The 24,741-nt window shown below is 43.5% G+C and carries 23 protein-coding genes; 11 read left to right on the forward strand and 12 right to left on the reverse strand.

Annotated elements, in window-relative coordinates; translation table 11 throughout:
* The first annotated feature begins 368 nt into the window (after positions 1 to 368).
* The 3 genes from WFY05_RS06055 to WFY05_RS06065 all read left to right on the forward strand — a co-directional run bounded on the left by WFY05_RS06055 (position 369) and on the right by WFY05_RS06065 (position 1,763).
* Positions 369 to 506 (forward strand): GIY-YIG nuclease family protein, encoded by a 138-nt coding sequence (locus WFY05_RS06055; protein ID WP_340111851.1) that lies wholly within the window; start codon positions 369 to 371, stop codon positions 504 to 506.
* Complete coding sequence (locus tag WFY05_RS06060; protein ID WP_340111853.1) at positions 472 to 657, forward strand: GIY-YIG nuclease family protein; 186 nt, start codon at positions 472 to 474, stop codon at positions 655 to 657. Before WFY05_RS06055 ends, WFY05_RS06060 begins: the two co-directional genes overlap by 35 nt.
* A 368-nt stretch (positions 658 to 1,025) precedes the next feature.
* Entirely contained in the window at positions 1,026 to 1,763 is a 738-nt protein-coding gene (locus WFY05_RS06065) for an NAD(P)-dependent oxidoreductase (protein WP_340111855.1), read from the forward strand.
* A 223-nt stretch (positions 1,764 to 1,986) separates the two neighbouring features.
* Here the strand turns inward: WFY05_RS06065 and WFY05_RS06070 are convergent, their stop codons facing one another.
* Positions 1,987 to 2,766: a hypothetical protein gene (locus tag WFY05_RS06070; RefSeq protein WP_340111857.1), complete on the reverse strand. Its 780-nt coding sequence runs from the start codon at positions 2,764 to 2,766 to the stop codon at positions 1,987 to 1,989.
* A 508-nt stretch (positions 2,767 to 3,274) separates the two neighbouring features.
* Between WFY05_RS06070 and WFY05_RS06075 the strand changes: the two genes are divergently transcribed.
* The 3 genes from WFY05_RS06075 to WFY05_RS06085 all read left to right on the forward strand — a co-directional run bounded on the left by WFY05_RS06075 (position 3,275) and on the right by WFY05_RS06085 (position 8,453).
* The gene (locus WFY05_RS06075; RefSeq protein ID WP_340111859.1) at positions 3,275 to 5,416 is read left to right on the forward strand and encodes a xanthine dehydrogenase family protein molybdopterin-binding subunit; all 2,142 of its coding nucleotides are present in this window, start codon (positions 3,275 to 3,277) and stop codon (positions 5,414 to 5,416) included.
* Between the two features lie 95 nt (positions 5,417 to 5,511).
* The gene (locus WFY05_RS06080; protein WP_340111861.1) at positions 5,512 to 7,488 is read left to right on the forward strand and encodes a DUF2075 domain-containing protein; all 1,977 of its coding nucleotides are present in this window, start codon (positions 5,512 to 5,514) and stop codon (positions 7,486 to 7,488) included.
* A complete protein-coding gene (locus tag WFY05_RS06085) occupies positions 7,485 to 8,453 on the forward strand; it encodes an HNH endonuclease (protein ID WP_340111863.1) in 969 nt (322 codons plus the stop codon). Before WFY05_RS06080 ends, WFY05_RS06085 begins: the two co-directional genes overlap by 4 nt.
* 556 nt (positions 8,454 to 9,009) lie before the next feature.
* Here WFY05_RS06085 and WFY05_RS06090 read toward each other — a convergent pair.
* The 7 genes from WFY05_RS06090 to WFY05_RS06120 form a co-directional block, all read right to left on the reverse strand.
* Positions 9,010 to 9,366 carry a hypothetical protein gene (locus tag WFY05_RS06090; RefSeq protein ID WP_340111864.1) on the reverse strand — a complete coding sequence of 119 codons (357 nt, stop codon included), beginning with the start codon at positions 9,364 to 9,366 and terminating at the stop codon, positions 9,010 to 9,012.
* Between the two features lie 803 nt (positions 9,367 to 10,169).
* Positions 10,170 to 10,751 carry a T9SS type A sorting domain-containing protein gene (locus WFY05_RS06095; RefSeq protein ID WP_340111866.1) on the reverse strand — a complete coding sequence of 194 codons (582 nt, stop codon included), beginning with the start codon at positions 10,749 to 10,751 and terminating at the stop codon, positions 10,170 to 10,172.
* 660 nt (positions 10,752 to 11,411) lie between these two features.
* Positions 11,412 to 12,869, reverse strand: coding sequence for a peptidoglycan-binding protein (locus tag WFY05_RS06100; protein WP_340111868.1), 1,458 nt, complete (start codon positions 12,867 to 12,869; stop codon positions 11,412 to 11,414).
* 31 nt (positions 12,870 to 12,900) lie between these two features.
* The gene (locus WFY05_RS06105) at positions 12,901 to 13,350 is read right to left on the reverse strand and encodes a hypothetical protein (protein WP_340111870.1); all 450 of its coding nucleotides are present in this window, start codon (positions 13,348 to 13,350) and stop codon (positions 12,901 to 12,903) included.
* A gap of 195 nt (positions 13,351 to 13,545) precedes the next feature.
* Positions 13,546 to 13,755 carry a hypothetical protein gene (locus WFY05_RS06110; RefSeq protein ID WP_340111871.1) on the reverse strand — a complete coding sequence of 70 codons (210 nt, stop codon included), beginning with the start codon at positions 13,753 to 13,755 and terminating at the stop codon, positions 13,546 to 13,548.
* 399 nt (positions 13,756 to 14,154) lie between these two features.
* Complete coding sequence (locus tag WFY05_RS06115) at positions 14,155 to 14,358, reverse strand: hypothetical protein (RefSeq protein WP_340111872.1); 204 nt, start codon at positions 14,356 to 14,358, stop codon at positions 14,155 to 14,157.
* 18 nt (positions 14,359 to 14,376) lie between these two features.
* Entirely contained in the window at positions 14,377 to 14,829 is a 453-nt protein-coding gene (locus tag WFY05_RS06120; RefSeq protein WP_340111873.1) for a hypothetical protein, read from the reverse strand.
* Positions 14,830 to 15,019: 190 nt separating this feature from the next.
* Here WFY05_RS06120 and WFY05_RS06125 point away from each other — a divergent pair, with 190 nt between their 5' ends.
* The 3 genes from WFY05_RS06125 to WFY05_RS06135 are packed head-to-tail and all read left to right on the forward strand — an operon-like array spanning position 15,020 to position 17,199.
* Positions 15,020 to 15,670 (forward strand): TetR/AcrR family transcriptional regulator, encoded by a 651-nt coding sequence (locus WFY05_RS06125; RefSeq protein ID WP_340111875.1) that lies wholly within the window; start codon positions 15,020 to 15,022, stop codon positions 15,668 to 15,670.
* The gene (locus WFY05_RS06130) at positions 15,670 to 17,001 is read left to right on the forward strand and encodes an ABC1 kinase family protein (protein WP_340111876.1); all 1,332 of its coding nucleotides are present in this window, start codon (positions 15,670 to 15,672) and stop codon (positions 16,999 to 17,001) included. The genes WFY05_RS06125 and WFY05_RS06130 overlap by 1 nt, the downstream gene beginning before the upstream one ends.
* Before the next feature lie 27 nt (positions 17,002 to 17,028).
* The gene (locus WFY05_RS06135; RefSeq protein ID WP_340111877.1) at positions 17,029 to 17,199 is read left to right on the forward strand and encodes a Lacal_2735 family protein; all 171 of its coding nucleotides are present in this window, start codon (positions 17,029 to 17,031) and stop codon (positions 17,197 to 17,199) included.
* A 284-nt stretch (positions 17,200 to 17,483) separates the two neighbouring features.
* Here the strand turns inward: WFY05_RS06135 and WFY05_RS06140 are convergent, their stop codons facing one another.
* A complete protein-coding gene (locus tag WFY05_RS06140; RefSeq protein ID WP_340111878.1) occupies positions 17,484 to 17,693 on the reverse strand; it encodes a hypothetical protein in 210 nt (69 codons plus the stop codon).
* A 253-nt stretch (positions 17,694 to 17,946) separates the two neighbouring features.
* Here WFY05_RS06140 and WFY05_RS06145 point away from each other — a divergent pair, with 253 nt between their 5' ends.
* The gene (locus WFY05_RS06145) at positions 17,947 to 20,124 is read left to right on the forward strand and encodes a prolyl oligopeptidase family serine peptidase (protein WP_340111879.1); all 2,178 of its coding nucleotides are present in this window, start codon (positions 17,947 to 17,949) and stop codon (positions 20,122 to 20,124) included.
* Between the two features lie 451 nt (positions 20,125 to 20,575).
* A complete protein-coding gene (locus WFY05_RS06150; protein ID WP_340111880.1) occupies positions 20,576 to 21,499 on the forward strand; it encodes an alpha/beta fold hydrolase in 924 nt (307 codons plus the stop codon).
* A gap of 234 nt (positions 21,500 to 21,733) precedes the next feature.
* Here WFY05_RS06150 and WFY05_RS06155 read toward each other — a convergent pair whose 3' ends face one another.
* The 3 genes from WFY05_RS06155 to WFY05_RS06165 form a co-directional block, all read right to left on the reverse strand.
* The gene (locus WFY05_RS06155; RefSeq protein WP_340111882.1) at positions 21,734 to 22,735 is read right to left on the reverse strand and encodes a helix-turn-helix domain-containing protein; all 1,002 of its coding nucleotides are present in this window, start codon (positions 22,733 to 22,735) and stop codon (positions 21,734 to 21,736) included.
* Between the two features lie 227 nt (positions 22,736 to 22,962).
* The gene (locus tag WFY05_RS06160) at positions 22,963 to 23,358 is read right to left on the reverse strand and encodes a group I truncated hemoglobin (protein ID WP_340111883.1); all 396 of its coding nucleotides are present in this window, start codon (positions 23,356 to 23,358) and stop codon (positions 22,963 to 22,965) included.
* A gap of 179 nt (positions 23,359 to 23,537) precedes the next feature.
* Entirely contained in the window at positions 23,538 to 24,632 is a 1,095-nt protein-coding gene (locus WFY05_RS06165; protein WP_340111884.1) for a nickel-binding protein, read from the reverse strand.
* Between the last annotated feature and the right edge of the window lie 109 nt (positions 24,633 to 24,741).

Consider the following 24,741-nt stretch of genomic DNA (forward strand, 5'->3'; position numbering starts at 1 on the left):
GATTGCTTCGCTACGCTCGCAATGACTGCGGCATTGGGGTGTACCGGGCAGCGGACAGGAATGAATCATGCGGGGACTAACTTTGTTGTTGTCCGCTGCATTCTTTTAATTAATGATTGTCATTGCGAAGGAATGGAATGACTGAAGCAATCTGTTTTGAAACGAGCAATGTCTGCTACCATTAGATTGCTTCGCTACGCTCGCAATGACTGCGGCATTGGGGTGTACCGGGCAGCGGACAGGAATGAATCATGCGGGGACTAACTTTGTTGTTGTCCGCTGCCATTCGACTACCTCTTATTCTGTCATTGCGAGGGAGTTTGCGACCGAAGCAATCTTCTTATATCTTTAACGGAAATTCCCCGATCATGAAAAGAGAAGCTTATATATACATTTTGACAAACACCGGAAACACTGTTCTTTATATCGGTGTCACGAGTGACCTCACCGAGCGAATCCAACAACATAAAAATGGAGTATTTAAAAATGCATTTACTTCGAAATAAAGTAAGCAAATTGGTTTATTACGAATTATTTCAGGATATCAATGATGCCATAGCGCGTGAAAAACAGTTAAAGGCCGGTTCTCGTCAGAAAAAAATTGATCTTATAAATAGACAAAATCCTGAATGGATAGATTTAATGATTAAAAAATAGATTGCTTCTCCGTCAGCGGACAGATGCAAATCACGCAGGGATGAGTATGCTGCTTGTCCGCTGCATTCTTTTAATTAACGATTGTCATTGCGAAGGAATGGAATGACTGAAGCAATCTGTTTTGAAACGAGCAATGTCTGCTACCATTAGATTGCTTCGCTACGCTCGCAATGACATACATCGTATAGTAGGAGGGGCAGCGGACAATAGACAACCACGCGGGATGAACATGATCATTGTCCGCTGCCTTACATGAATTATTGATTGTCATTGCGAAGAGGAACGACGAAGCAATCTTCTTCTCACGCCCACTTTTATTTGCACACAAGCACCAAAATGTCTTATCTTTTCAGCTAAACAAGAAATACATGAAAATTTTAGTTGTGGGAGCCACCGGCGCAACGGGACGGCTGCTGGTAAAAGACCTCCTCGATCGGGGAGAAAAAGTAACAGTGGTTGTGCGATCGACAGAAAAGCTCAGTGAATTGCTCAATAATAAAAACCTGACGGTAGTTCAGGCAGCTTTGCTCGACCTTAGTGATAAACAGATGGCCGAACTCGTTCAGGGCTGCGATGCCGTGGCTTCGTGCCTGGGTCATAACATGACCTTCAAAGGCATGTTCGGGAAACCACGCCGCCTGGTAGCCGATGCTGCCCGCCGACTTTGTACAGCCATTGAAACCAACCAGCCCAAAAAGCCCGTGAAATATGTGCTGATGAATACCTCGGGTATGAGGAACCGCGATCTTAATGAACGCATAGCCCCGGGTGAAAAAATAGTGGTTGCACTCTTAAGTGTGCTGCTGCCACCCTATACCGATAATATCGCTGCGGCCGAATTCCTTCGAACCAAAATCGGGCAAAATAACCCGCTTATTGAATGGACAGCAGTACGCCCCGACAGCCTCATCAATGAGGACAGCGTAAGCCCTTACGAGATTCATCCTTCGCCCATCCGAAGTGCACTCTTTAATCCCGGAAAAGTAAGCCGCATAAACGTTGCCCGTTTTATGGCCGAGCTCATTTGCGATAACAGCACCTGGAAGCAATGGAAAGGGAAAATGCCGGTGCTTTATAGCAGCGAGCCGCGAGCTGATAGCCACTAGCCTGCCGGGAAGTTGGGATTTGTTTTGTACTCCATTTTTTTCAGCAAAGCACTATTCCTTGACACTTTAAACTTTAAACCAGAGAAAGCTGCGAGCCGCAAGCTTCAAGCTTGTCAAACATTCAAAGGATATTATTGCTTCATGGGAATACCACACACCAAAGTGAAACCGAGATCCCCCGATGACCAATGACCAATGACCAATGACTTTTTCAGCTACTACTCTATTCCCCTGCTTCCCAGGGCTGAGACCAACCCCGCCAGTACCAGCCATTTATCTTTTTCATTTTCCTCAGGTGTGGTCCAATTTCAGCCCAGATCTCATTTAATTTTTCGCGGTATTTTTTGTTTAACTCTTCGTCAAATTTGCGCATGGCGGCTCTGCTTTCGCCTTGTCTCATAATAATCCAGCAGGGAGTATCGTAGCCAAAAGTCATAGAATATACATCCCAATCATGGCTTTCGGGTATGCTGTCGTAGAAGTCGATCATTTTTTTAAACGCTTCGGTAAGTTCTTCCTCATGCCCTTGCCTCAGGTACATAAAGGTCCATTCATCATAACCCTTAAATGTCTGCTCACCGGTTTGTCCCTCGGGATGATACGAAAGGTCTTTCTTCCAATTAATAACCGACGTATTCACGGTAGACAGGTCACGAAAAGCCTTGGTGCCGTCAAAGCCATCCTCCTTCATCTTTGCCGAAACCTCGCCCGACTTCTTAAAGAGTTCATCGATGGCGGCAAAGTTTTTAATTGGTACCACCCAGTAGTAGGCACTTTCGTCGGTGTAATAACAGTACACCGGAATATCCATTCCATGCTTTTTCCAGAGTTCAACTACTTTTGCCTGGGCCTCATAGAAAGCCGGCATATCGGCCGGGCTAACCATTTCTTCGAACACCACGAAATTTTCGGGCATTGCGGGTTCTTCCTGTGCCCCTGCGGTAAGGGCAACCAATCCTGTAAAAAGGATACATACACCAATAAACAAAATATTTTTTCTCATGGTAAGTAGTTTTTGGTTAAACACATAGACTTACGCAGAAGCGACAGTGTTAGTTGCATGCCAACCGATTAAAGGTAAATTAACAACGAAGGGGCGAGAGAACGAGCGCCCGACTGGCCTCGGCTGGTGAGCCATAAAACAAGAGAAGACAGCGTAAAAAATCTTTGTTGTCTGAGCACGACCGGCAGCGTCGGGTGAGTTGAAAAGATTTTAGCAGTCGATCCGTAGTTTTTTGTGCGAAGCAGACGCAGCCTTGACACTTTAAACTTTCGACTTTCGACTTTAAACTGAATCCTGCTCCTTGGCTCCCCTTTTACAAATAACCAATGACAGTCTCCAACTTTTGCCTTTTAACTTTTTACTTTTGCCTTGAAACCTTTCCCTTTCCTCCAATGCTGATTTAAACAATAAAACACCCCGATTCTGCAAATCGATCGGCCATAAAGTGAAAATAGCAAGCTCAAAATATTTGTATCTTTAATGCTATCTAACTAACCGGGATTGAGTTATGAGCAAAGAACAATTCTTACACGGAATCGATGATGATGATAATCTTTCGCAGCGAACGCAATTTTCGCGGCGCGACTTTCTGAAGATCTCAGGTAGTGGCCTTTTTGTGTTCTATACCACAGGAGCAATGGCCATGACAGCCGTACCGCAACGCGGCAGAGCTTACCCCTCTGACTTTAATGCCTATCTGAAGATTGGTGATAACGGACGGGTGGCTGTGTATTGCAGTAAAATTGAAATGGGACAAGGGATCATTACCTCTATGGCGCAAATGCTGGCCGAAGAGCTTGATGTTGCATTGGATTCTATCGACATGGTGATGGGAGATACCCTGTTTTGTCCCTGGGACAGTGGTACCACCGGTTCGCGCAGTACAAAAAATTATGGTCCTCCCCTTCGGAGGGCAGGCGCCGAAGCAAGAGCCATATTGCTGCAAATGGCTGCAGAAAAGTTCGATCTTTCTCCCGACCGTCTTGTTGTGAAGAACGGTACCATAAGCGATAAAACCAATCCGGCCCGTAAAGTCACTTATGCCGGGCTGGTAAAAGGAAAGCAGATCGACCGGCTCATTCCCGACGTACCCATAAAACCCATCGCTGAGCATACCGTTTCCGGTCAGCCGATGATGCGCATGGATGCCCGGCCCAAAGTAAAAGGTGAAGCAAAATTTGCCGGCGACATTGTACTTCCCGACATGCTCTACGCAAAAGTCCTTCGACCACCCGTACACGATGCAACACTGGTTTCTGCCGATGTTTCCAAAGCCGAGGATATTGCCGGGGCAATGGTGATCCAGGAAGAAGAACTGATCGCTGTTTTGCATAACGATCCGGAGCTGGCAGAAAAAGCAATTGCCCTGGTAGATGCGAAGTGGGAACTTCCCGAGCCAAAAGTCGATAACCGGTCCATTTTCGATACCTTGAAAAATGCAGCTCCCGATGGCCGCATTTATGTGGAAGACGGAAAGCTCTCCGATGGGAGGTCGGCAGCAAAACAGCAGCTCGAATCGGAATTTTATAACCACTATGTTGCCCATGCACCCATGGAACCCTATACCGTGCTTGCGCATGTTCAGGATGAGCTGACTACGGTTTGGGCATCGACACAGGCACCTTTTCGTGTGCGGCAAACAGCAGCAGCAGCTATAGATATTCCGGAAGAGAAGGTTCGGGTGATCACACCTTTTGTGGGCGGTGGTTTTGGCGGCAAAAAATCGGGCCGGCAAATCACCGAGGCAGTAAAATTATCGAAGATCTCGGGGCATCCCGTACAGCTGGCATGGACCAGAAAAGAAGAGTTTTTTTACGATGCTTTTCGTCCGGCGGCGGTGGTTCAGCTAAAATCGGGTTTAAATGCCAAAGGCCGTATTACCTTTTGGGAATGCGATATCCTGTTTACCGGATCGCGAAGTTCGGAACCCATATACAACATCCCGCATTACCGGGTTAAAACGGCCAGTGCGGGCGGAGTGCATCCCTTTGCAACGGGTGCATGGCGCGGGCCGGGAAGCAACACCAACGTTTTTGCCATGGAGTCGTTCACCGATATGCTTGCAGTGGCTGCAGGAACCGATCCGCTGAACTTTCGTTTGAATAACCTCAGCGACCAGCGTATGATTCGTGTGCTCCGGGCGGCACGCGATAAATTCGGACATGAATTTAAGAAGGGTCCCAGCGGCAGGGGATACGGAATAGCGTGCACCAATTACCTGAATTCGTACGTGGCCACCATGGCACAGGTAGCGGTAGATAAATCCACCGGAAAGGTAAAAGTTCAACGTGTGGTGTGTGCGCAGGACATGGGTGAAATTATTAATCCGCAGGGGGCAAAATTACAGATTGAAGGTGGCATTACGATGGGACTCAGCGCTGCGCTGTCGGAAGAGATCGAATTCAATGGTGGAGCGATACATACCCAAAACTTTGATGCTTACCGGATCACCCGGTTTTCGGATGTGCCAAAAATTGAAACGGTGCTAATCGACAATCCTGAACTCCCGCCCCAGGGTTGCGGAGAGCCGGCCATAACAACCGTGGGGGCTGCGCTGGCCAATGCCATTTTCGATGCGCTTGGCGCCCGGGTGCATACCTTACCCATGACACCCCAACGCATATTGGCCGCATTAAGGGGAAAGGCGTAAAATTGAAATGTTGTTTAGAAAAAGTTTTGCATTACAAATGCTAATTTTTATGTTCATTTCTATTAGCTTTATGGTTGAGATTTCAACATAATCTAATGAACCGAGCATATTATTCAGATTCTATAACAGCGTTTTTGCAGAAATCCTATACTCAGATATTGGGTGAGTTAGCAGATAATAATGAATTCGCTACGGAACAACCCCAAAAGGAGGCATGGAAATTTCAACTCGACTATTTGCAAGAATTATTAGTTGGGCAATCAGGCTCAATTTATTTTGAGTATGCCATACCAAGGATGGGTAAACGTATTGATGTCCTTCTGATTATCAAGTCGATTCTATTTGTTGTAGAATTTAAAGTTGGTGAAAAAGAATATCCGTTACACGCCATTGATCAAGTTTGGGATTATGCTTTGGATTTGAAAAACTTCCACGAGACAAGTCATGATAAAGTTATAATTCCAGTTTTGTTGGCAACTAAAGCCAAGCACTCTGATTTTGTTTTGACAACATCAAAACAAGATGATAATCTTTTTGATCCAGTTAAGTCAAATACTGAAAGTTTGGGCAGTATCATCGCTCATGCTTTGCAGTTTTTAGATGGGCACGCACAATTTAATACTGAGGATTGGGAGCAAGGGCGTTATCAACCAACGCCAACAATTATTGAGGCTGCAACTTCGCTATACGCAAATCATTCAGTTGAAGATATTTCAAGGAGTGATGCCAGTGCAATTAATTTGAGTCAAACTTCGGATGAAGTTGCTGCGATTATAAAAAAGTCGAGGGACAATTCAGAAAAGGCAATTTGTTTTGTTACCGGAGTGCCCGGTGCAGGAAAAACTTTGGTCGGGCTCAATATTGCAACAACTCATTTCGATAAAGACAGCGAATTGTATAGTGTTTTTCTTTCTGGTAATGGACCGCTGGTTAAAATTCTTCAAGAAGCCTTAGCGCGTGATAAAGTAAAAAGAGCAAAAGCAAATGGTGAGAAGCTGACCAAAAAAGTTGCTCACAGCGAAGTGCAAGCATTTATTCAAAATGTACATCATTTTAGAGATGACGGATTACGCGACAGTAATCCTCCAATTGAACACGTTACCTTGTTCGACGAAGCACAGCGTGCATGGACTTTGGAGCAAACCACCAACTTTATGAGACAAAAGAAAGGTGTTCCAGATTTTAATAAATCTGAGCCCGAGTTTCTTATCTCGTGCCTCGACCGACATCCGGATTGGGGAGTTGTGGTATGTTTAGTTGGTGGCGGACAAGAAATAAATACAGGCGAAGCTGGTATTTCTGAGTGGATAGAAGCTTTAGAGCGTTCATTCCCTGATTGGAAAATCTACATGTCAACTAAATTGACGGACAGTGAGTACAACGCAGAACAAATCCTTCAGCAGATTAAGCATCGAACAAACGTAACACATTCTGATTCGTTGCATCTAGCCGTTTCTATGCGGTCGTTTCGCGCCGAGAATGTTTCGTTATTAGTTAAGCAAATTTTGGATTTGGATAGAAGAGCGGCGCAAGCTACCTTATCTGAGGTAAACAAAAAATACCCAATTGTTTTAACACGAAACTTTAAAAAGGCGAAACAATGGCTAAAAGATAAAGCGCGAGGTTCAGAGCGCTACGGAATTGTAGTTTCGTCTCAAGCCCAACGTTTAAAACCATATTGTATAGATGTAAAATCGCCGATTGATCCGGTGCATTGGTTTTTGGATGAGAAGGATGATATAAGGTCTTCCTATTATTTAGAAGATGTTGCAACCGAGTTCCATGTGCAAGGGCTTGAACTTGATTGGGCCTGTGTAGCGTGGGATGGAGATTTTCGATATACAGAGGAGGGTTGGGATTTTAAATCCTTTAAAGGAAGTAAGTGGCAAAATATAAATAAAGCTGATCGGAAGTTATATTTAAAAAATGCTTATCGGGTATTACTTACACGAGCTCGTCAAGGAATGGTAATTGTTGTACCTGAAGGCGATGAAGAAGATCATACTCGACTTCCTGAGTTTTACAATGATACTTTTGAGTATCTGAAATCTATTGGAATTAAGGTTTTATGAGTGACAATCTCCAACATATCCTAACCTTAAAGCAAGGTGTTACACCATACGGTAAAGCGCCCCATAAACCAATTCTTTTATTGGCGGTGATCGATTCGTTCGAGGAAGGAGAGATTTTTGAAAATTGGATTGAGATTACTGACGATTTAGTTCAGCACTTTCTCGACAATTGGGATGCGCTGGTGAAAACACCTCATGTGGCCACTTTTGCACTACCTTTTTTTCACCTTAAAAACGAAAAAGGTCAGTTTTGGAAGCTAATTACTTATCCCGGGAGAGAAATTCCAACGACAAATAGTAATTCAATAAAAAGTTACAGGGCATTAACTGAAACAGTATGTGCAGCTACGCTTTCAAGTGAATTATACATAGCCTTGTCCGATCCGATACAAAGAGAGGAGTTAAAAGCTGCTATACTTAAGATGTATTTTGGCATTAGTTTGCAAGCACAATACCCAACACAAGAAGCTTATTCTGCAAAAATTAAGAAACAGATTCTTTACGATCCCGAACAAAACTACACACGAACAGTTAAACAAACTATTGATGATCAACCCAAAGATATTCGGGATGAATTTGTTGTAATGAGAAGTTCTGTATTTCGAAAAGCCATTCTGGAGGTATACGATAATCAATGTGCTGTTACAGGATTAAAGGTAGCCGATGCCCAAAACCGTTCACTTGTGGATGCCTGTCACATTACACCTTTTGCCGAAAGTTATAACGATTCAATAAGAAATGGTTTAGCCCTCTCGCCCACATTTCACCGCGCATTCGACCGTGGTCTAATTGCCATTTCCGATAAGTACAAAATTTTAGTTCATCCTAAATTAAAAGACTTTAATCCGGAAACAGGGATTAAACAATTTGAAAACAAAGATGTCTTTCTCCCGTCTAACAGTAAATTTCATCCATCGGAAAAACACCTTCGGGAACATCGTTCAAAATTTGGATTTTCAGTTTAGTTTATCTCCAATCCCCCACCCCAAGAGGATTTCAGCACTTTTCAAACTCCGGGAATAGACGTAATTCCATCGTGCCGAGAGGAAATTCCTTAAGGAATCATAGTAATTCTCTATGGAATTATGTTGCTTCCAAAGAGAATCTCTATGATTCTGCGTTGCCGCAAGATAATTCCACGTTGCTGAAGGATGATTCCCTTTGGAATAATAGATATTCTCGATGGAATGACTTTGCTTCCTTTTGGAATATCTATGATTCCACGCTGCTGCACGATAATTCCGGGAAGAATAAGAACGGTTCCAGAGAAAATATACACAATTCGTCGGATCAGGAAAATGATACAGGCCGGAAATGGAAGTGAGGTAAGTTGCAGGCAGCTATCAAAGTGTCGAATAACAAACAGCACCTTTTTAAGTATCGGGATGTATTAAACTCATTCATCCCGATGCGTACACGATCGGGATTAGTTCGATTTACACCTTTCAATGCGCAACCTGTTGAAAGCTGATTCTCACTAATAAAAAAATCCGCCTCGTTGCTGAAGCGGATCTTTTTGTGCTACGGCTCTTCCGGTGAAGGGCTCGATTTTGATTTCCCGGTTTTCCGAAGCTTTTTAATCTCGAGAACCAGGTTGTCCTTCTTTCCCAGCAAACCGGCGATCAGGTCGACCGTGGCCGACCCATCGGTGTACGCGGTGTCGAGCGTGTCGTTGGCCAGTTGAGTCGCGTCTTTGGCAGCGGCCATCGCCTCGAGTTGTTTACCCTCGGCATCGTCGGCTGCTTCGAGTTCGGTTTGTAACTGTGTGATCTTTGCAGCAGGATCGAATCCCTTGTCGGTGAGCAACTGGCTGTTTTGCTCTAAAATCACAATTAACTGAGAAACAAAATCTCTTTTTTTAGATTCGGTTAAACTCATAACTTTAACATGTTAATGGTTAAATGAAAGTTTGATTGTTGACGGGTCGCCTGCTATGCTTCCTACGGCGCGGGCGGCCTTTTTTTGTATGCACGCCAAAGGTTTCGGTAGGCGTGTACATGCACCGGGGGCACATGTGAGCAATTAGGGTCTTTATTAAACTTGAATTGGAATGAGGTTCTTTATGGGCTAATCGGTGTTTTTGGTTATTAATTCCTTGCAAATTATGGAAAATAGAACCAGCAGTCAAGATGTTGTGGAGCAGGGAGAGATTGCTTCCTCCTTCCGTCAGTTGACGGATCGTAATGGCAGGTATTAGTGTAAATGCATGGCAGAGATTGCTTCGCTACACTCGCAATGACAGGTATTTTCATGAATAAAGTGCCGCGGACGGGAGTGAATCATGCCGGGATGAATAAGTCGGTCGTCCGCGGCTGAACGTATTACGTGGCTGAGTCATTGCGAGGGAGTGTGCGACCGAAACAATCTGTTGTTTTGAGCTTGCGCCTCCTCATTGATGTCGTTAAGTTCGCGACGGTGCGAAATAGATTGCTTCTACGGCAACTGCCGGATCGCAATGACCCGGACTATTAGACGAGGATTAGCCGCGGACCACTAAAAAGTCCATACAGGCGAAAGTGTTTACGGTCCGCGGCATAATGTTCCTATGTGAGTTTGTCATTGCGAGGGAGTGTGCGACCGAAGCAATCCTAATAATTACTAAGCGTAGGAAACGAGAGGAAAGTCATAAACAAAAAAGCCCCTGCATAACTGCAGAGGCCTGTTGTTACCGTATTGCTTATTTACCGTGAACACCGGTAATTATAGCGCTGGTTGTCTGCGTAAAGCACAAATTCGAAATCGTTCTTTACTAATTTCGACAGATCGAAACTACGCTGAATAGTAAGATCGCTGCCCAGTTTTGAATCAAACACCAGTTTGTTGCCGTTGTAGATCAGTAAGGCAACATCGCTAAGATTCGAATTCAGGTACGATAAAATCACCTTGTCGTTTTTGTACGAAAAATACGGCGCCAAACCGTCCACCGGTTGTTTAACCGTTACCGCACCGTTGGCAACGGTAATTTCGCGTTTCGTAACTACCTTTCCGCTTCGTAAGCTGATGGTATATGTTCCGTCTTCCAGGTCCTGTAAATTTAATACCGACCGGAACTGAGGAGCAGCTTTCGTTTTGCTGAAGTAAACGGTTTCACCCCGCGTGTCGCGCAAGGTGATCTCTGTGGGACTTTGTGCACTGGTTTCTGCTGTGACATAAATTGTTGCTTGTTTAAGCACCACCACGTTCATTTTTGACACTTCGGTGGCATAAACACCGGCTGTAATTACAAGCGCTAATAACAGCATGGTAATTGATTTTGCTTTCATGACTTTTGTTTTTTGAAGCTAACACTGACGCATTTTGCTTCCTGTTAATATTGTTTTCTGTTTTCATTCCGGGAAGGGCCGGTGGCTAATCGACCTTTTCCCGCTTACACTGTATTAAAACTGACACAAGTTTTTCAGTCGTGTTACATGAAATTCGTTGAATGATACCATTTTAAGTTTGAACTGATATAATTACCCGACGAACCGTATTTTGCAACTTTGCCGGCCGGATGGATATTATTCCCGGGTTGGCGGAGGTTGCTTCACTACGCCCGCACTAACGCGGGAATCCCTTCGTGTGGGTCAAGAAAGGATTGCTTCTCCGTCAGTTGACGGAGACCGAATCAATCTGTTGTTCTGTGCTTGCGCCTCCTCATAAATCTCGAGAAGTTCGGACGGTGGAAAATAGATTGCTTTACTTCGCTCGCAATGACCCGCTATTGGTAAAGTTTAGCCGCGGACCATAACAAAGTCGATCCGGTCATAAACTGTTTACGGTCCGCGACGGGCTAAATTCAAATGGCAATGTCATTGCGAGGAAGTTTTCGACCGAAGCAATCTTGTCATTCCTCTTTTGTAGTTAGAATTTATTTAGATTTAGATTACTAATCAGTCAGTTGACGGACGCGGACAGGGTTGTAATTTCCGGAAGGCAAAGGACTAATTCATACTCAGTTTCGCGTATTCTTTTTCGAGCGCCTTTTTTGTACCGGGACCATAAACACCATCGGGATCAAGTCCGTATTTTTTTTGAAATTCGACCAGTGCATCTGAAGAACCCGGTCCCCAGATCCCATCCACCTCGAGGCCCGACTGAAGCAATGCATTCAGCGCCTGTTGAATGTATTTAACTTCCGATGGGTTTCCGAGTGTTCCCCGGGCAGCATACAATTCGGTTTTGTATTCATCGATGGTAGTTTTGATAAACTCCTGCCATTTTTCTTCCGAAATATCAAAACGGGCAAGCAGATCGTCGTAGGTAAAAAATCCGCCCGATGATTTTGCAAAGCTGTAGAACTCACTTATATCCGACCGGTTGTCGAAATACAGCAAAAGCATCCTGATTTGTGCCAGATGATACCTGTGTTCGTTAATGTCGGATACCAGTTGATTCAAGGTCACAAAATCTTCGGCGTCCATACGGTCGAAACGCCAGTTGGGAATGCTTTTCAATTCATGGTTTCTCCACTCTGTTCGTTCGTACAGGGTTGCCAGACCTTCGTTCAGCCAAATGGGGCAATCGGGATAATCGGAATGCAGGTAGGCATGAATCAGTTCGTGCAGGACCGTACCATAACCCTGTCTGCCGCCGGTAGCCGCAATCAGGTTGTCTTTTTCGTTGTAATACCCCAGAAACGGAGCGTAGGCTTTTAAATGCGCCGTTGGGTAAAGCGAGTTGGTAGCTTCAATTAAATCAAACGGATTTTCGGTTAACAGAATAGTAAGGTATTGTTGTGGCTTGGCAAAGTTGAATTTGTTTTTAAAGTAGCCGGCAAAGGGTTTAACTCCTTTTTGATAGTGTTCTTCGGCCCCCCGTTGCGTACTTAAACTAACCACTAAAAATTCTTCGTCTGAGTAGAAATCTTCCACCGAGATTTTTCCTGAAATATAGGTGCTTAATTCGTCAGCCGGGTTATTTATATTGACCTGGGGAAGTACTTTCGGAAGGTTATTGACCAGTTCTTCATCCAGTTCGTTGGTGCCTTCTTTTAGAATCATCGCAATGTTTATTCCGGCACCCTGTCTGATTCTTTCCTGCAATTTCTGCTCGTTGATCTTTGTATCGCAGTAACTGATCATATTGTCGAGTTGCTTTATTTGTCCGGCATCGGTGGTTTTGCTTTTCGACTTTGCATACCAGTCCCTGGCATTTGTGTAATCGCCTATATACTTGTAGCCGGCTGCCAGCGCATAGGAATATTTATAGATACCGGGCATCAGTTCGGTCGCTGAGATCAACAGGGGCAAAGCCTCCTTTATTTCCGATTTTGTGGAATTGTCGTTTCGGTAAATGGTTTTATACTGCGCGTACAGCTCTTCTGCTTTTTCCTGGTCGCTTGTTTGGGCCATACTGCCTAGTGTAAGCAGCAGAATTGTTAGGATTAATATCGACTTCATTTCTGTATTTTTTAGGTTGGTTCATTCATGTTTAATCCGGAATATCATCCTTTACCTCCTCTACCGTGGTTGTATCGGTTTGGGTAATTTCCTGCACGGTTGCCGGGGTAGTATTAATTCGTAAAGGCTTTTCTGCCACCATACTCCAGATAATAATGGCAGTTCCCATTAACACAAAAAAGGTTCCGGGGCTGGCCGATTTAAGTTTGGTAGAAATTCCGGATCCTTCGAATCCAAAATCGAATTCCCCGGTGATTCCTTTAACAAGCGTGTCGTGCCCCAGTTTTACAACCAGGTACCCGATTATAAAAGCCGTAATTTTCATCACCAGCACACTAATCATAAATGCGATGGAAACATTTTCGCTTACCTGAATAGCTGCCTGCGATTCGGTACCCATCTCCTGCGAGAGAATACTGTTGCTGCTGAGCGTAATGAACAGAAACAACAGAACCATTTTTATAGTCAGTTTGGTGTTCACAAAATGTTGTTTTAGAATGATTTAATAGTTACCCTTTTAACGAATTAAATCCAGGAAGGTTTAAGTATTGGAGCTAAGATGTACTAAACAATGTTATTCTGGTCATTCTAAATCATGCATTTGCAGGCATCACAACTTCGAGAAAATCACGCGAAGGGATTCGCGCGGCAGCGGAAGGGAAGCAAGAGTTTATCCTTAATCTTCGTGGTAGCTGCTGCTCACGGCCCAGGCGGTAATTCCTGCAATGGTAATTAAACTTCCAACAACAATGGCCAAATTTATATTACGTTGCGTTCTTCTTGCTTTTTTAAGCTGTTTCGAACCGACTCCTTTTTCAGCAATAAGGTTTTCCAGATTTTTAATTTTTCCTTCTAATTCTGTCTTTATCTTTTCAGTAAATTCCATATTATTAATGTTTTAAGCTCTTTTATATTGGAACGTGGAGAACGTTAAAAGGTTTGTTTTTATTTCGATTGAATTTTGGATTTCATGTTCCAGCTTCCGATTAATTGTAATGGGTTTTAGATTGCTTCGTTACACTCGCAATGACCTGAAGTATTGGGCAGGTTCAGCCGCGGACCAGCAAAAAGTCCATCCGGGCATAAGTGTTTTAGGTCCGCGGCGTTATGTTCTTATGTGACTTTGTCATTGCGAGGGAGTGTGCGACCGAAGCAATCTGTTGTTCTGTGCTTGCGCCTCCTCATTGATTTCGGGAGGTTCCGACGGTGGGAAATAGCTTGCTTCTCCGTAAGTTGACGGATCGCAATAAGAGGTGTTATCGTCAATAAGAGAGGGAATACGTTTTTACTCTCCTTCCTCCTGCTCTTGATACACCTGAATCGTGCATTCGTATTCCGGTTTTTCAAACTCGTTTTTGGTGAGCCATTTTTCTGAGATCGCTAACGAACAAACATCGTTTCCTTTGTGCTGTAACTCCCACACTATTCCTTCAGCTTCGGGAAAAGCTTTGCGTCCTTCAATTTGATCGCTAAGCAGGCGGTTGATCAAATTGTTTTCAGAAAGCCCTTAACTCAGTGCTTTCAGTGCAGTTTCTTTGGTCATCTCCTCCGCGTTGTTTTCACCCTTTATTTCCAGTTCTACAAGGTTTACCATACCCTGTGGAAACTTTCCGTTGTAGGCACTGTAAAGCAACTGGTTAATGTTGAAAAAATCGTGGTGAAGATCGATTTCGGAATAATTTTCAAAGACTTTTGTCCGCAGCATTTCGTGCGAAAGATTATCGATCTGTCCGTCGGCTAACTTGTCGGAGCATTTGTAATCGAGAAGAATGGCAGCTGCCTCATGGGGTTCAAAGTCGGAAATGGCCAGAAAAAGATATTCTTTCAATTCCGCGGTTTTTAACTGCGCTGCATCGGGGTATTCAAATCGTGCCAGCAACTCTTTAAAATCTTCGTTGCTCCAGACTCCTTCCAGTTCATTAGTTGTTTTAACATCTTTGATTTTAACTGAATAGTTCATAAATAAAATTTTGGTTTCTATTAATTCCAACTGTCAGGATGGATAATTGTTTGAATTTTATTTTGAATGCCACATCAAACGACGCTACCGTGCTAATCCCCTCGCATGGATCAATGAGGGATTGCGTCCTTTTGTTTAGGAATAACCAGACAATAGTTAAACAAAAAGACAAAAAAGTTGTTTTTTCAGTATGGAAAACAAAAAAACATCAGAAGAAATTCTTTCGGCATACATGAACCATTTGCTGAAAGCAGGATCGCGACCGGCAAGTGTTTATGCCTTTGCTAAAGAACTGGAAATGGAAGAGGCCGAATTCTACAAGCATTTCGGCTCGTTTGAAGCACTGGAGAAAGCGGTATTTAAAGCCTTCTTCGACCAGAGCATGCAGCTGCTGGACAAAAACAAAGCGTACCACGACTTTGACGCTAAGAACAAGGTAATTGCATTTTACTATACCTTTTTCGAGGTGCTGAAAGCCAACCGCAGCTATGTGCTTTTGGCGCTTAACGACCAAAAAGACAAGCTAAAAGTGTTGGCTTCGTTGTCGGAACTTAAAAAGGCCTTTACAGCCTACATCGACGGGCTGGAGATTGAAACACCAAAGTTGCCGCACGAAAAAATTGAAAAATTCAAAGCGCGCAGCCTGAAGGAATCGGCCTGGGCACAACTGCTTTTTACGCTCCGGTTTTGGATAGAAGACACTTCGCCCGACCTGGAGAAAACCGATGTGTTTATCGAGAAATCGGTGAATACGGCTTTTGCCCTGCTTGATGCAACAACGCTTAACTCAGTATTCGATTTGGGTAAATTTCTGTATCACGAAAAAATAATGAGCAACTGATGAAGACCATCGATCATATACCGACTACGAAAATTGAACGGGCCACGAAAATTGTGCAAACGGGCGCCAAAGTGGGGATGAACTACCTGAAGTATTACGGCGATAAACTGAGTTCGACCGAAGAAACGGCACGCGAGAAACTCAACCAGTCGAATGCCTCGGATATATACGACGGACTGAAAGATCTTAAGGGGAGTGCACTAAAAGTAGCTCAGATGCTGAGCATGGAAAAAAACATTATGCCCGAGGCCTACATCGAAAAGTTTTCTTTGTCGCAGTTCTCGGTACCGCCGCTTTCGGCTGCGTTAGTGGTAAAAACATTCCGAAAATATTTTGGCAAAACGCCCGGCGAACTTTTTGATGATTTTAATCCCAATGCCGTGCATGGTGCCAGTATAGGGCAGGTGCACAAAGCCCGAAAAGACGGGAAAGACCTGGCGGTTAAAATCCAGTACCCCGGTGTTTCGGAAAGTATCAGCAGCGATCTGGCTATGGTAAAACCCATGGCGATGAAACTGTTTAACATTCGCGGAAAAGGCTCGGAGGTGTATTTTAAAGAGGTGGAAGAGAAGCTGCTCGACGAAACGAACTACCTGCTTGAGGTGGAGCAAAGCCTTGAAACCATAAGGCAATGCAGTCATATTCCTAATTTACGTTTCCCGAATTATTACCCGCACCTGTCGTCGGAACGCTTTATTACCATGGACTGGATCGACGGGCAACACCTCTCGGAGTTTGCTGCACAGAATTCCGATAAAGCACTGGCCAATAAACTGGGGCAGGCGCTGTGGGACTTTTATATGTTCCAGATCCACAGGTTAAGGAAATTCCACGCCGATCCGCACCCCGGAAATTTCCTGGTGTCGGAAAACAACGAACTGGTGGCACTTGACTTTGGCTGTGTAAAAAGTATCCCCGATTCGTTTTACACTCCTTATTTTGAACTGGCAGTTCCCGAAAACCGGAATAACCCGGAGATATTCACTGCGAAACTTTACGAGCTGGAAATTCTTCGAAACGAAGACAGTAAAGAGGAACTGGTGTTTTTTACCAATATGTTTAAGCGCCTGCTCGATCTGTTTACCCGTCCTTTTCAGTCGGAAACTTTTGATTTCTCCGATGCCGGATTTTTTAAGCGCCTCAGTGAACTGGGAACGGCCTACAGCAAAAATACCGAACTGCGGAATATGAATGGAAACCGCGGATCGCGCCATTTTATTTATATGAACCGGACCTTTTTCGGCCTCTACAACCTGATGCACATGTTAAAAGCTGATGGGATCGTAATTGATAACTACCTGCCGGAAAGCCAAAGCTGGAAGGTAGCATGAACAGAAAACCATATAAACAATTAAGATATGTTTGGATTATTTAAAAAAGACCCGCTAAAGAAGCTACTCAAAAAGCACGATAAATTGACAGAAGAAGCTTTTGTATTGTCACGTACCAACCGTCGTCTGTCGGATCAGAAATATGCCGAAGCAGAAGTCGTTATGCAAAAAATTGAGGCATTAAGAACTTCGCAGTAATTCGTTTGATATACATGCTGAAAAGAAAAGGTAAGATTGCTTTACCTTCCGTCATCTGACTTGGCTACCGCGCGAATGCGTCGCGTGGTTAAGAATGGATTGCTTCGCTACACTCGCAATGACCAGGAATATTGGTTAAGTTTAGCCGCGGACCACGACAAAGACAATCCGGGCATAATTGCTTATGGTCCTCGGCGGGATAAATTTAAATGGCGATGTCACTGCGAGGAGGTACGACGAAGCAATCTTATTTAGGCTTATGCACTAGTGTAGCGTTTTCCTCATTACAATTTACCCCACCAGCGCCCGGCTTTACGGAAGAGCTTTTTGGTGGCCTCCTCCAGTTTTTTATCGGCTTTGCGGTAGGCTTCGCTTTTGTGAATCTTGTCGGCGGTTTCGTCGATCTTTGCTTCAGCCTTATCGAGCCAGTCGCCCTGTTTCTTCTTTTTGGGTGTGTTTTCCTTTTCTGCCGGCTTCTTTTTCTCTTCTTCCATGGATTGCCTCCTTTGTTGATTCTTCAAATTTAAGGAATAAATTTTGGGTGGCAGTGATTGAGAAAGTCTGGAATTCCCGTATATCCTTTTAAACAGAGACCTTCGAGGTTTATGAAACCTTGAGGATCTGTTAATCCTTGTGAAAAACAGAAGATCCTGGCAACGAGAATACTGCGGGAATAAGCAACTTGTCTTTGACCGGCGTTTTCCGTAAATTGAATATCCTTACTAAAAACAAACTAAATTTCACAGTATGAAGACACGACTTTTAATCCTGGCGGTAATCTCCGCACTACTTCTTCAATGCACCCCACAACAAACGGTGGAAAAACCACCGCTGGCACCTGAAAAACCGGTAAGCGATACCTACTTTGGCACCCAGGTGACCGATGACTACCGGTATATGGAGAACACGAAAGATTCCACGGTTCTGAATTGGTTAAAAGCACAAAGCGACTATGCCAAAACAGTGCTGGGTAGTATCGATGCCCGGCAGGAGTTGCTGGACAAAATGTATGATTTCGACAGCAGAAGATCGGTAAGTGTAGGCGGTCTCAGAATTACCGACAATAACAAGTATTTTTACCTAAAAACAACTCCTGAAGACGATACAGGCAAGCTGTTTTTCCGCGACGGTTTAAAGGGCGAAGAGACCTTGCTTTTCGATCCGGAAACCTTTGGCAACGACTCTACAGTAAAATATGTGATCAACAACATCAGCCCGACTTTCGACGGCGAATACCTCGCTTTTGGTATTACACCCAACGGGAAAGAAATGGCCACTTTGTTGATCATGAAAATCCAAAACAAAGAGATTTTACCCGACCGTGTGGAACAGGTGCTGGGCTTTACCTCGTGGCTGCCCGGGAAACAGGAATTCCTGTACATTCGCACAGGTTCGGAAAACGTTCAGGATTTTAATTTCTACCTAAAAGCAAAAACCTGTAAGCACAAACTGAACACCGACGCTTCAACAGATAAAGATTTCTTTTCGAAAGAACTGTACCCGGACTTAGGCCTTGGCCAGATGGATATTCCGATTGCCGCTTTCGACCGGGATTGCAAGCTCCTTTATGCCGTAGCGGCCAATGTCGACAACCGGATGAAACTGTTCTATGCACCCGGCAAACAGGTGACTGCCGGTAAGATCGACTGGAAACCCTTGCTCAACCGCGAAGATGAAGTGTATAACTTTGCTGCCAACAAAACCGATGTTTACCTGTATACACCCAAAGGTGCTCCAAACTTCAAGCTGTTGAGGATGCCGCTCAATGATCTGCAAATTGATAAGGCTGAAACATTTATTCCGGAAGATCCGGAGCAGACCTTATCGGGTTTTACCTTAACAAAAGACGGTGTTTACTATACAAAGAAACTTAACGGGGTACAGGAGAAGTTGTACTTCAAATCTTTTAAGGGGCAAAGTCGCGAACTTAAGCTGCCCTTCGTGGCAGGAACTATTGGCCTCTCAAGTAAAGGCGTTGAATTCAGCGATGTTTGGGTAACGCTTTCCGGATGGTCCCGAAACAGTCAACGATTCAAATACGATCTGGCCGGTGATGAGTTTGTTTTTGAAACCTTATCTGATATACCGGAATTTCCGGAATACGACGACCTGGTTGTCGAAGAAGTAATGGTGAAATCGCACGATGGCGTGGAGGTGCCTTTATCCATTGTCTACAAGGAAGGGATAAAGAAAGATGGAAGCAACCGTTTACTATTGTTTGGATATGGTGCTTATGGCATTTCAATGAATCCATATTTTAGTGCCAACCGATATTTATGGTGCCTCGAAGGTGGTATTTATGCGGTGGCCCACGTTCGTGGTGGTGGCGAACTGGGCGAAAAATGGCACAAAGCCGGTTTTAAAGCCACAAAGCCAAACACCTGGAAAGATTTTATAGCCTGTGCCGAATACATGGCCGACAATGGATACACTACTCCGGGAAAAATTGCAATTTACGGAGGTAGTGCCGGAGGTATACTAATTGGCCGTGCAATGACGGAGCGCCCTGACTTGTTTGCTGCTGCAATTCCGGCAGTTGGCGTTATGAATGCTGTACGAACTGAACTGGAACCAGGTGGCCCTGCCAATATTCCTGAATTTGGTACCGTGAAAGATTCTGCTGAGTTTTTTGCCTTACTTGAAATGGATGCTTACCATCATTTGGAGGAAGGTGTGAACTACCCGCCAACTTTAATTACGGCCGGCATGAACGATCCACGGGTTTCGGTATGGAATCCGGCGAAATTTGCCGCGCGTTTACAAAAGATCAACCAGGACAATAATCCGGTTATATTCAGGGTGAATTATGAAGCCGGGCACGGTATTGATAACACCAAAAGCCGGAATTTTGAGGAACTGGCAGATATTCTCAGCTTTGCACTCTGGAATACCGGATCAGAAAAGTTTACCCCTGAAAAATATTAACGAATATTCTTATTACGCTCCGCTACAAACAAATGGTAGCATAAAAATGAAAGAAACCTTCGAGGCTAATATTAGCCTCGAAGGTTTTTTATAATATCAAAGACTTATCCTTCCTCAACAAGAGTTATTAAGGAAATCAACCACTTCCCCCTGATTCTGTAATAAAGAAGAGAATTTCGAGCTTGTTAAAACCTCAAAGTTTTTTTGTAGATAAAACCCACCAATCAGTACAATTCCAAAATGAATAATTAGTAAAAAATACTTCAGGAGGAACACACATCCTCGTTTTTTGCAGAAATCAATAATTCCCGAAATCATCGAATAATATCCTTGCCAATATCCATAATTACAGGCCTTTGGTTTGCAAAGACTGGTTGTCTTGAGACTTGTTTACGGCCTAACTTTGTAATGAAAATTCAATGAAACCTGTAACAAATAAAAATTAGAAATCATGAAAAATTCAGACATCAAACTCAGATTAAAAGGATTTAAGTACTTCTGCAGATATATTGAAAATCCTGGTTCGCAGTACGATCCGATGGTTTTGCTGAGCGGCGCCTTCCAAAATATGGATTCGTGGAAAAATTTTACCAAAGTATTGTCGAAAGATTTTTCAGTGGTTCTGATCGATCTTCCGGGTAGTGGAAAATCAGATTTCCTTCCCTATCAGTTTGGAGGCGACTTCCTGGTGGAAGCTATTAACAACATGTTCAATCATCTTGGCATTCAAAAAGCCAATATTATTGCAGCTTCTTATGGCACGCCAACGGCATTTAATTTTGCCGCAAAATATCCCGAAAAGGTGGCTCACTTAATTATGGGCGGTGTAATGAAAGAAATGCCCGAAGAGCGTGTAAAAGATGTGGAGCGGATTTATCAATACGAACAAAAAGGAGATCTGAAAGCTTTTGCCCGCGAAACAACAAAACTGCTGTTGAATTGCGACGAATGTAAAAATGTAAAAAGATCATCGCTTGTGAAAAGAGTAATGGAATGCTCGCTGTCAAGGATCTCAAAATCGGACACCAAAAATATGGCTGAAAACACCCGCCGGATCTTGCACCACGGTGCACTGGATCTGAAAAAAGCTGCAGGTGTACCTACCCTTGTTTATACCGGTGAATACGACCATTTTACAAAACCTGAATATTGCCGTGAGGTGGCTGGTTATTTCAAAAAAGCCATTTTTACTACTGTTAAAAAAGCCGATCATTTGTTTCACATTGAACAAACCAAAACCGTTATTGAAATGGGAATCCGTTTTGTAAAAGGAATAGCTCTTGAATCGCTGTCTCAATTGAATAAAATTGAATACCTGTCGAACGAAGAAACACCTGTTCGCGCCTTGAATGTGGCCACAACCATGGCCAGCTAAAGGAGTCCGGCTATACTAAAGAACACAATTACTAAATTGAAATGTTTTTGCGCCGTACTTAAGTGCGGCAATGAATGAATAATCCTTATGAATTTTGATTTTCCGGAAATCTTGTAATTTGTAGGATACAAAATTTCCGGAAAATCATTGAATAGTTAATGATTTAAGCCACCGCACTAAAGTACGGTGCAAAAACAATAAAAATAATTATTGAAGTAAAGTGAAATACGGCATTCAAACCACCTGTCGTTGCAGTTTTTGCACGGCATGCAGTTGTTCGCTAAAAAAGCGGTTACGCTCTTTGGCCCCCGATACACTTATCCGGTTCGATTTTCGCAGGATCCCTTTAAAATACTTGTCGAGTTCCATGCAAAAAGTCTGGTTGGTAGTATGCAGCAAACTGAGTACGTTAAAAGTGAGGTAAGCACTGTATCCCCGGTCGGTTCGAACAAGAATGGTGTTGTCGTTTAGCACCACCTCGTTCACATACAATATAAAGTTGTTTTCTACGCCCTCGGGCGCAGTGCCGTATAAGTACTTAAAACCGTACTCGGTTTCTTTTTGAATGTGATGAATCCATTTTTCTGTTTTATCCAGTAAATTGTAGAAATCATCCTTATTTGAAAAAAAGCCCGACACCCAGTAAAACTCGATCTGGCTCAGCAATATTTTAAAGGTCTGTTCATTCCAGATTTCGATGGTAGGTATTTTTGCCGCCATGGCAAGTGTCTTCCTGCCCTTTTGAAAGGTGTCATCAGAGATCTCATTAAACGAGAACATTTTTTCCTCGTATTCAGGAAACTGAAACAGTGTTTTCTCCCAGAAAAAAACTTTAAAAGCAGCGATTTCGGGCAACTGAAAATAATGAAATAAGGGAGGATCTTTTGCGGCATATAAAATCTCACTCTTCCCCATTGTATTGATAAGAACAAGATCGGCATAAACTTTTTCCAGCCAGTTGGCTACCTTAAATGTTTGGGCTCCGATAGCCGAACAATTAAAATTTACGCTACCCGAATTTTCTACACCAAACTGGTCGAGGGAGATATTAAAATGATCTTTTAGTTTGAACAGTTCCTCCAGGGATAAAGGTTTTTCTCCCCGTATTCTTCGATAGGCACTATCCTGACTAAGGCCAAGAACTTCTGTGATCTCGAATACCAGGGATACATTGGGCGGTAATTTCGATTTTATTTCCTGAAATATTTCCCGCTGAACTGTAACCACCTCATTCATACGATTAAAATTAGCTAATAAATCCATATTACGCAACACAGGAAATATCGCAGCTCGAAGTTTCCTTCCTCGGGAAGGAGGGTTTGGCCGTAGACACGGGTGGTTAGATCATATATACTGAGGATTTAATCCTTAAAATTGGAGATAGACCTTCAAGGTTTTGGAAACCTTGAAGGTCTATAATAGTTCCGGGATTAAAGTAAAATTTTTGCTGTAGCAGGAAGTCCTTACCTCGCAATGATCATATCTCGCAGCGACCAAAGGATGAACAGCACATCCTTTTTGGTTTCCTCGGTCATTCCGTGCTTATCGAGCACCAGCAGAATATCGTCGACCACATGCGTGTACTCCTCGCGGCTGATGTTCATCCCTGTGTGAGTCTCTTCCATCGACCTGCCTGTGTACTCTACATTTCCTCCGCTGCCGGCACTAAAAAAATCAACGGTATGTTTTTTGATCACAGCCAGGCGTTCAGGTTCATCGCCATAAGGAATAAAACGTGCATTGATAGCAGGATTTTCCATGTGCGTTTGAACAACGTCATCGACAATGGTAGTTATTCCAATGGTTCCGCCCAGACGTTCAAATAATGTGGCTTTTTCAACTTCTTTTGTTGTTTCCATTTTACAGTATTTTAATTTGAAGAATATCAGTTTGATGCAGGTATCTTGGCCTTTTATTCGATGAAGACAAAACCAATAAAACCAGCGCTTTATTCAAAATTACGGCACTCCATTTGAAACAAGTCCCACTTTTGGTTCAAAGGATACCACATTTGGTTCAAACCGGATCAAAGGTGCTTTTACACCATTAAACTTTTATAGGCTGAAGGAGTCAGTCCATAGACTTTACTAAAACATTTAGCAAAATAAGAAGGGCTGTTAAATCCTCCGTTATAGGCTACTTCGGCAATGTTACTGTTTTTCTTGTGCAGTTGTTGTCTGATACGTTTTATACGATAGCGCATCAGAAAGCCATTTGGGGAAGTCCCGATAAGCGCTGTCATTTTCCGGTACAATTTTGATTTGCTTAACGCCAAATGCCTCTCAAAACCTTCAACGTTCAGGCCAGAATCCGTCCAAGCGTTTTCAGTAAATTCCACCAGGCGGCTTAAAAACTGCTGATCAGCCTCGGACAATACAAAAATCCGGTTGCCAAAAGAAGTATGATGCACATTCTCGCTTCGGTACAGATCGTTCACTTCTTCCGAGATGCTGATCCCGGAACTCAGAAAACACATCCTTTCCGCCAGCTTTACAGTATCCTCAAACAACGAGTTTTTTTCGGTTACAGGAACTCCGGCACTTAATCCGATTTTTAGCCCGGGCAGTTCGCCCGTTGCTTTTTCATCAACTTCCGACTGAAGCTGATTGGCACACTTCACGGCCTTTGTAACTGAGGTAAACGATACCAGGAACCGATTCTCCCTGTTGCTTACCACCCTTCCACCAAAGTGCTGAACCATATTATTTACAGTCTTTTTGTAGTTATTGTTGTGTTGTTGAAGCGACTGTTTATTGTATTCGTTATATGAATGTATAGCCGGCTCTACGGCCATAATGATCCGGAATGCAGGATCGTTGATGATATTCAAACGGGTATTTTTTGCTGTTACCGGATCCTCTATTCTGCCCAGAAACGATTCAACAATCGATGGGTCCACTTCGATGATCCGGTGGGGAATTTCGCCATGCGCATGATCGTGCATCTCCTTTAACTTCTCCTCATTGGGTGCTTCGATCAAACAAAACGCCGTTTTTCGTTCATCGTCGAACCAATAAGTAAGTCCCCGGCAATTAAATTTGTGTTGAACTTTTAAATCCTGCTGATGTAATTCCGCCACATTTTCGGCAGTTACCTCGGCAGAAACATCGTGGCGATCCATGTAAATAGGCATAAGCTTAGCTTTAGTTTCGGCGTTGCTGAAAGTTCGGACAGATATTCATGCAGCAATATCACTGACAATCTGACCAATACAAAAACAACAACGCGCCCCAAAAAAAGTT

The organism is Maribellus mangrovi (assembly GCF_037646455.1).
GTDB lineage: Bacteria > Bacteroidota > Bacteroidia > Bacteroidales > Prolixibacteraceae > Draconibacterium > Draconibacterium mangrovi_A.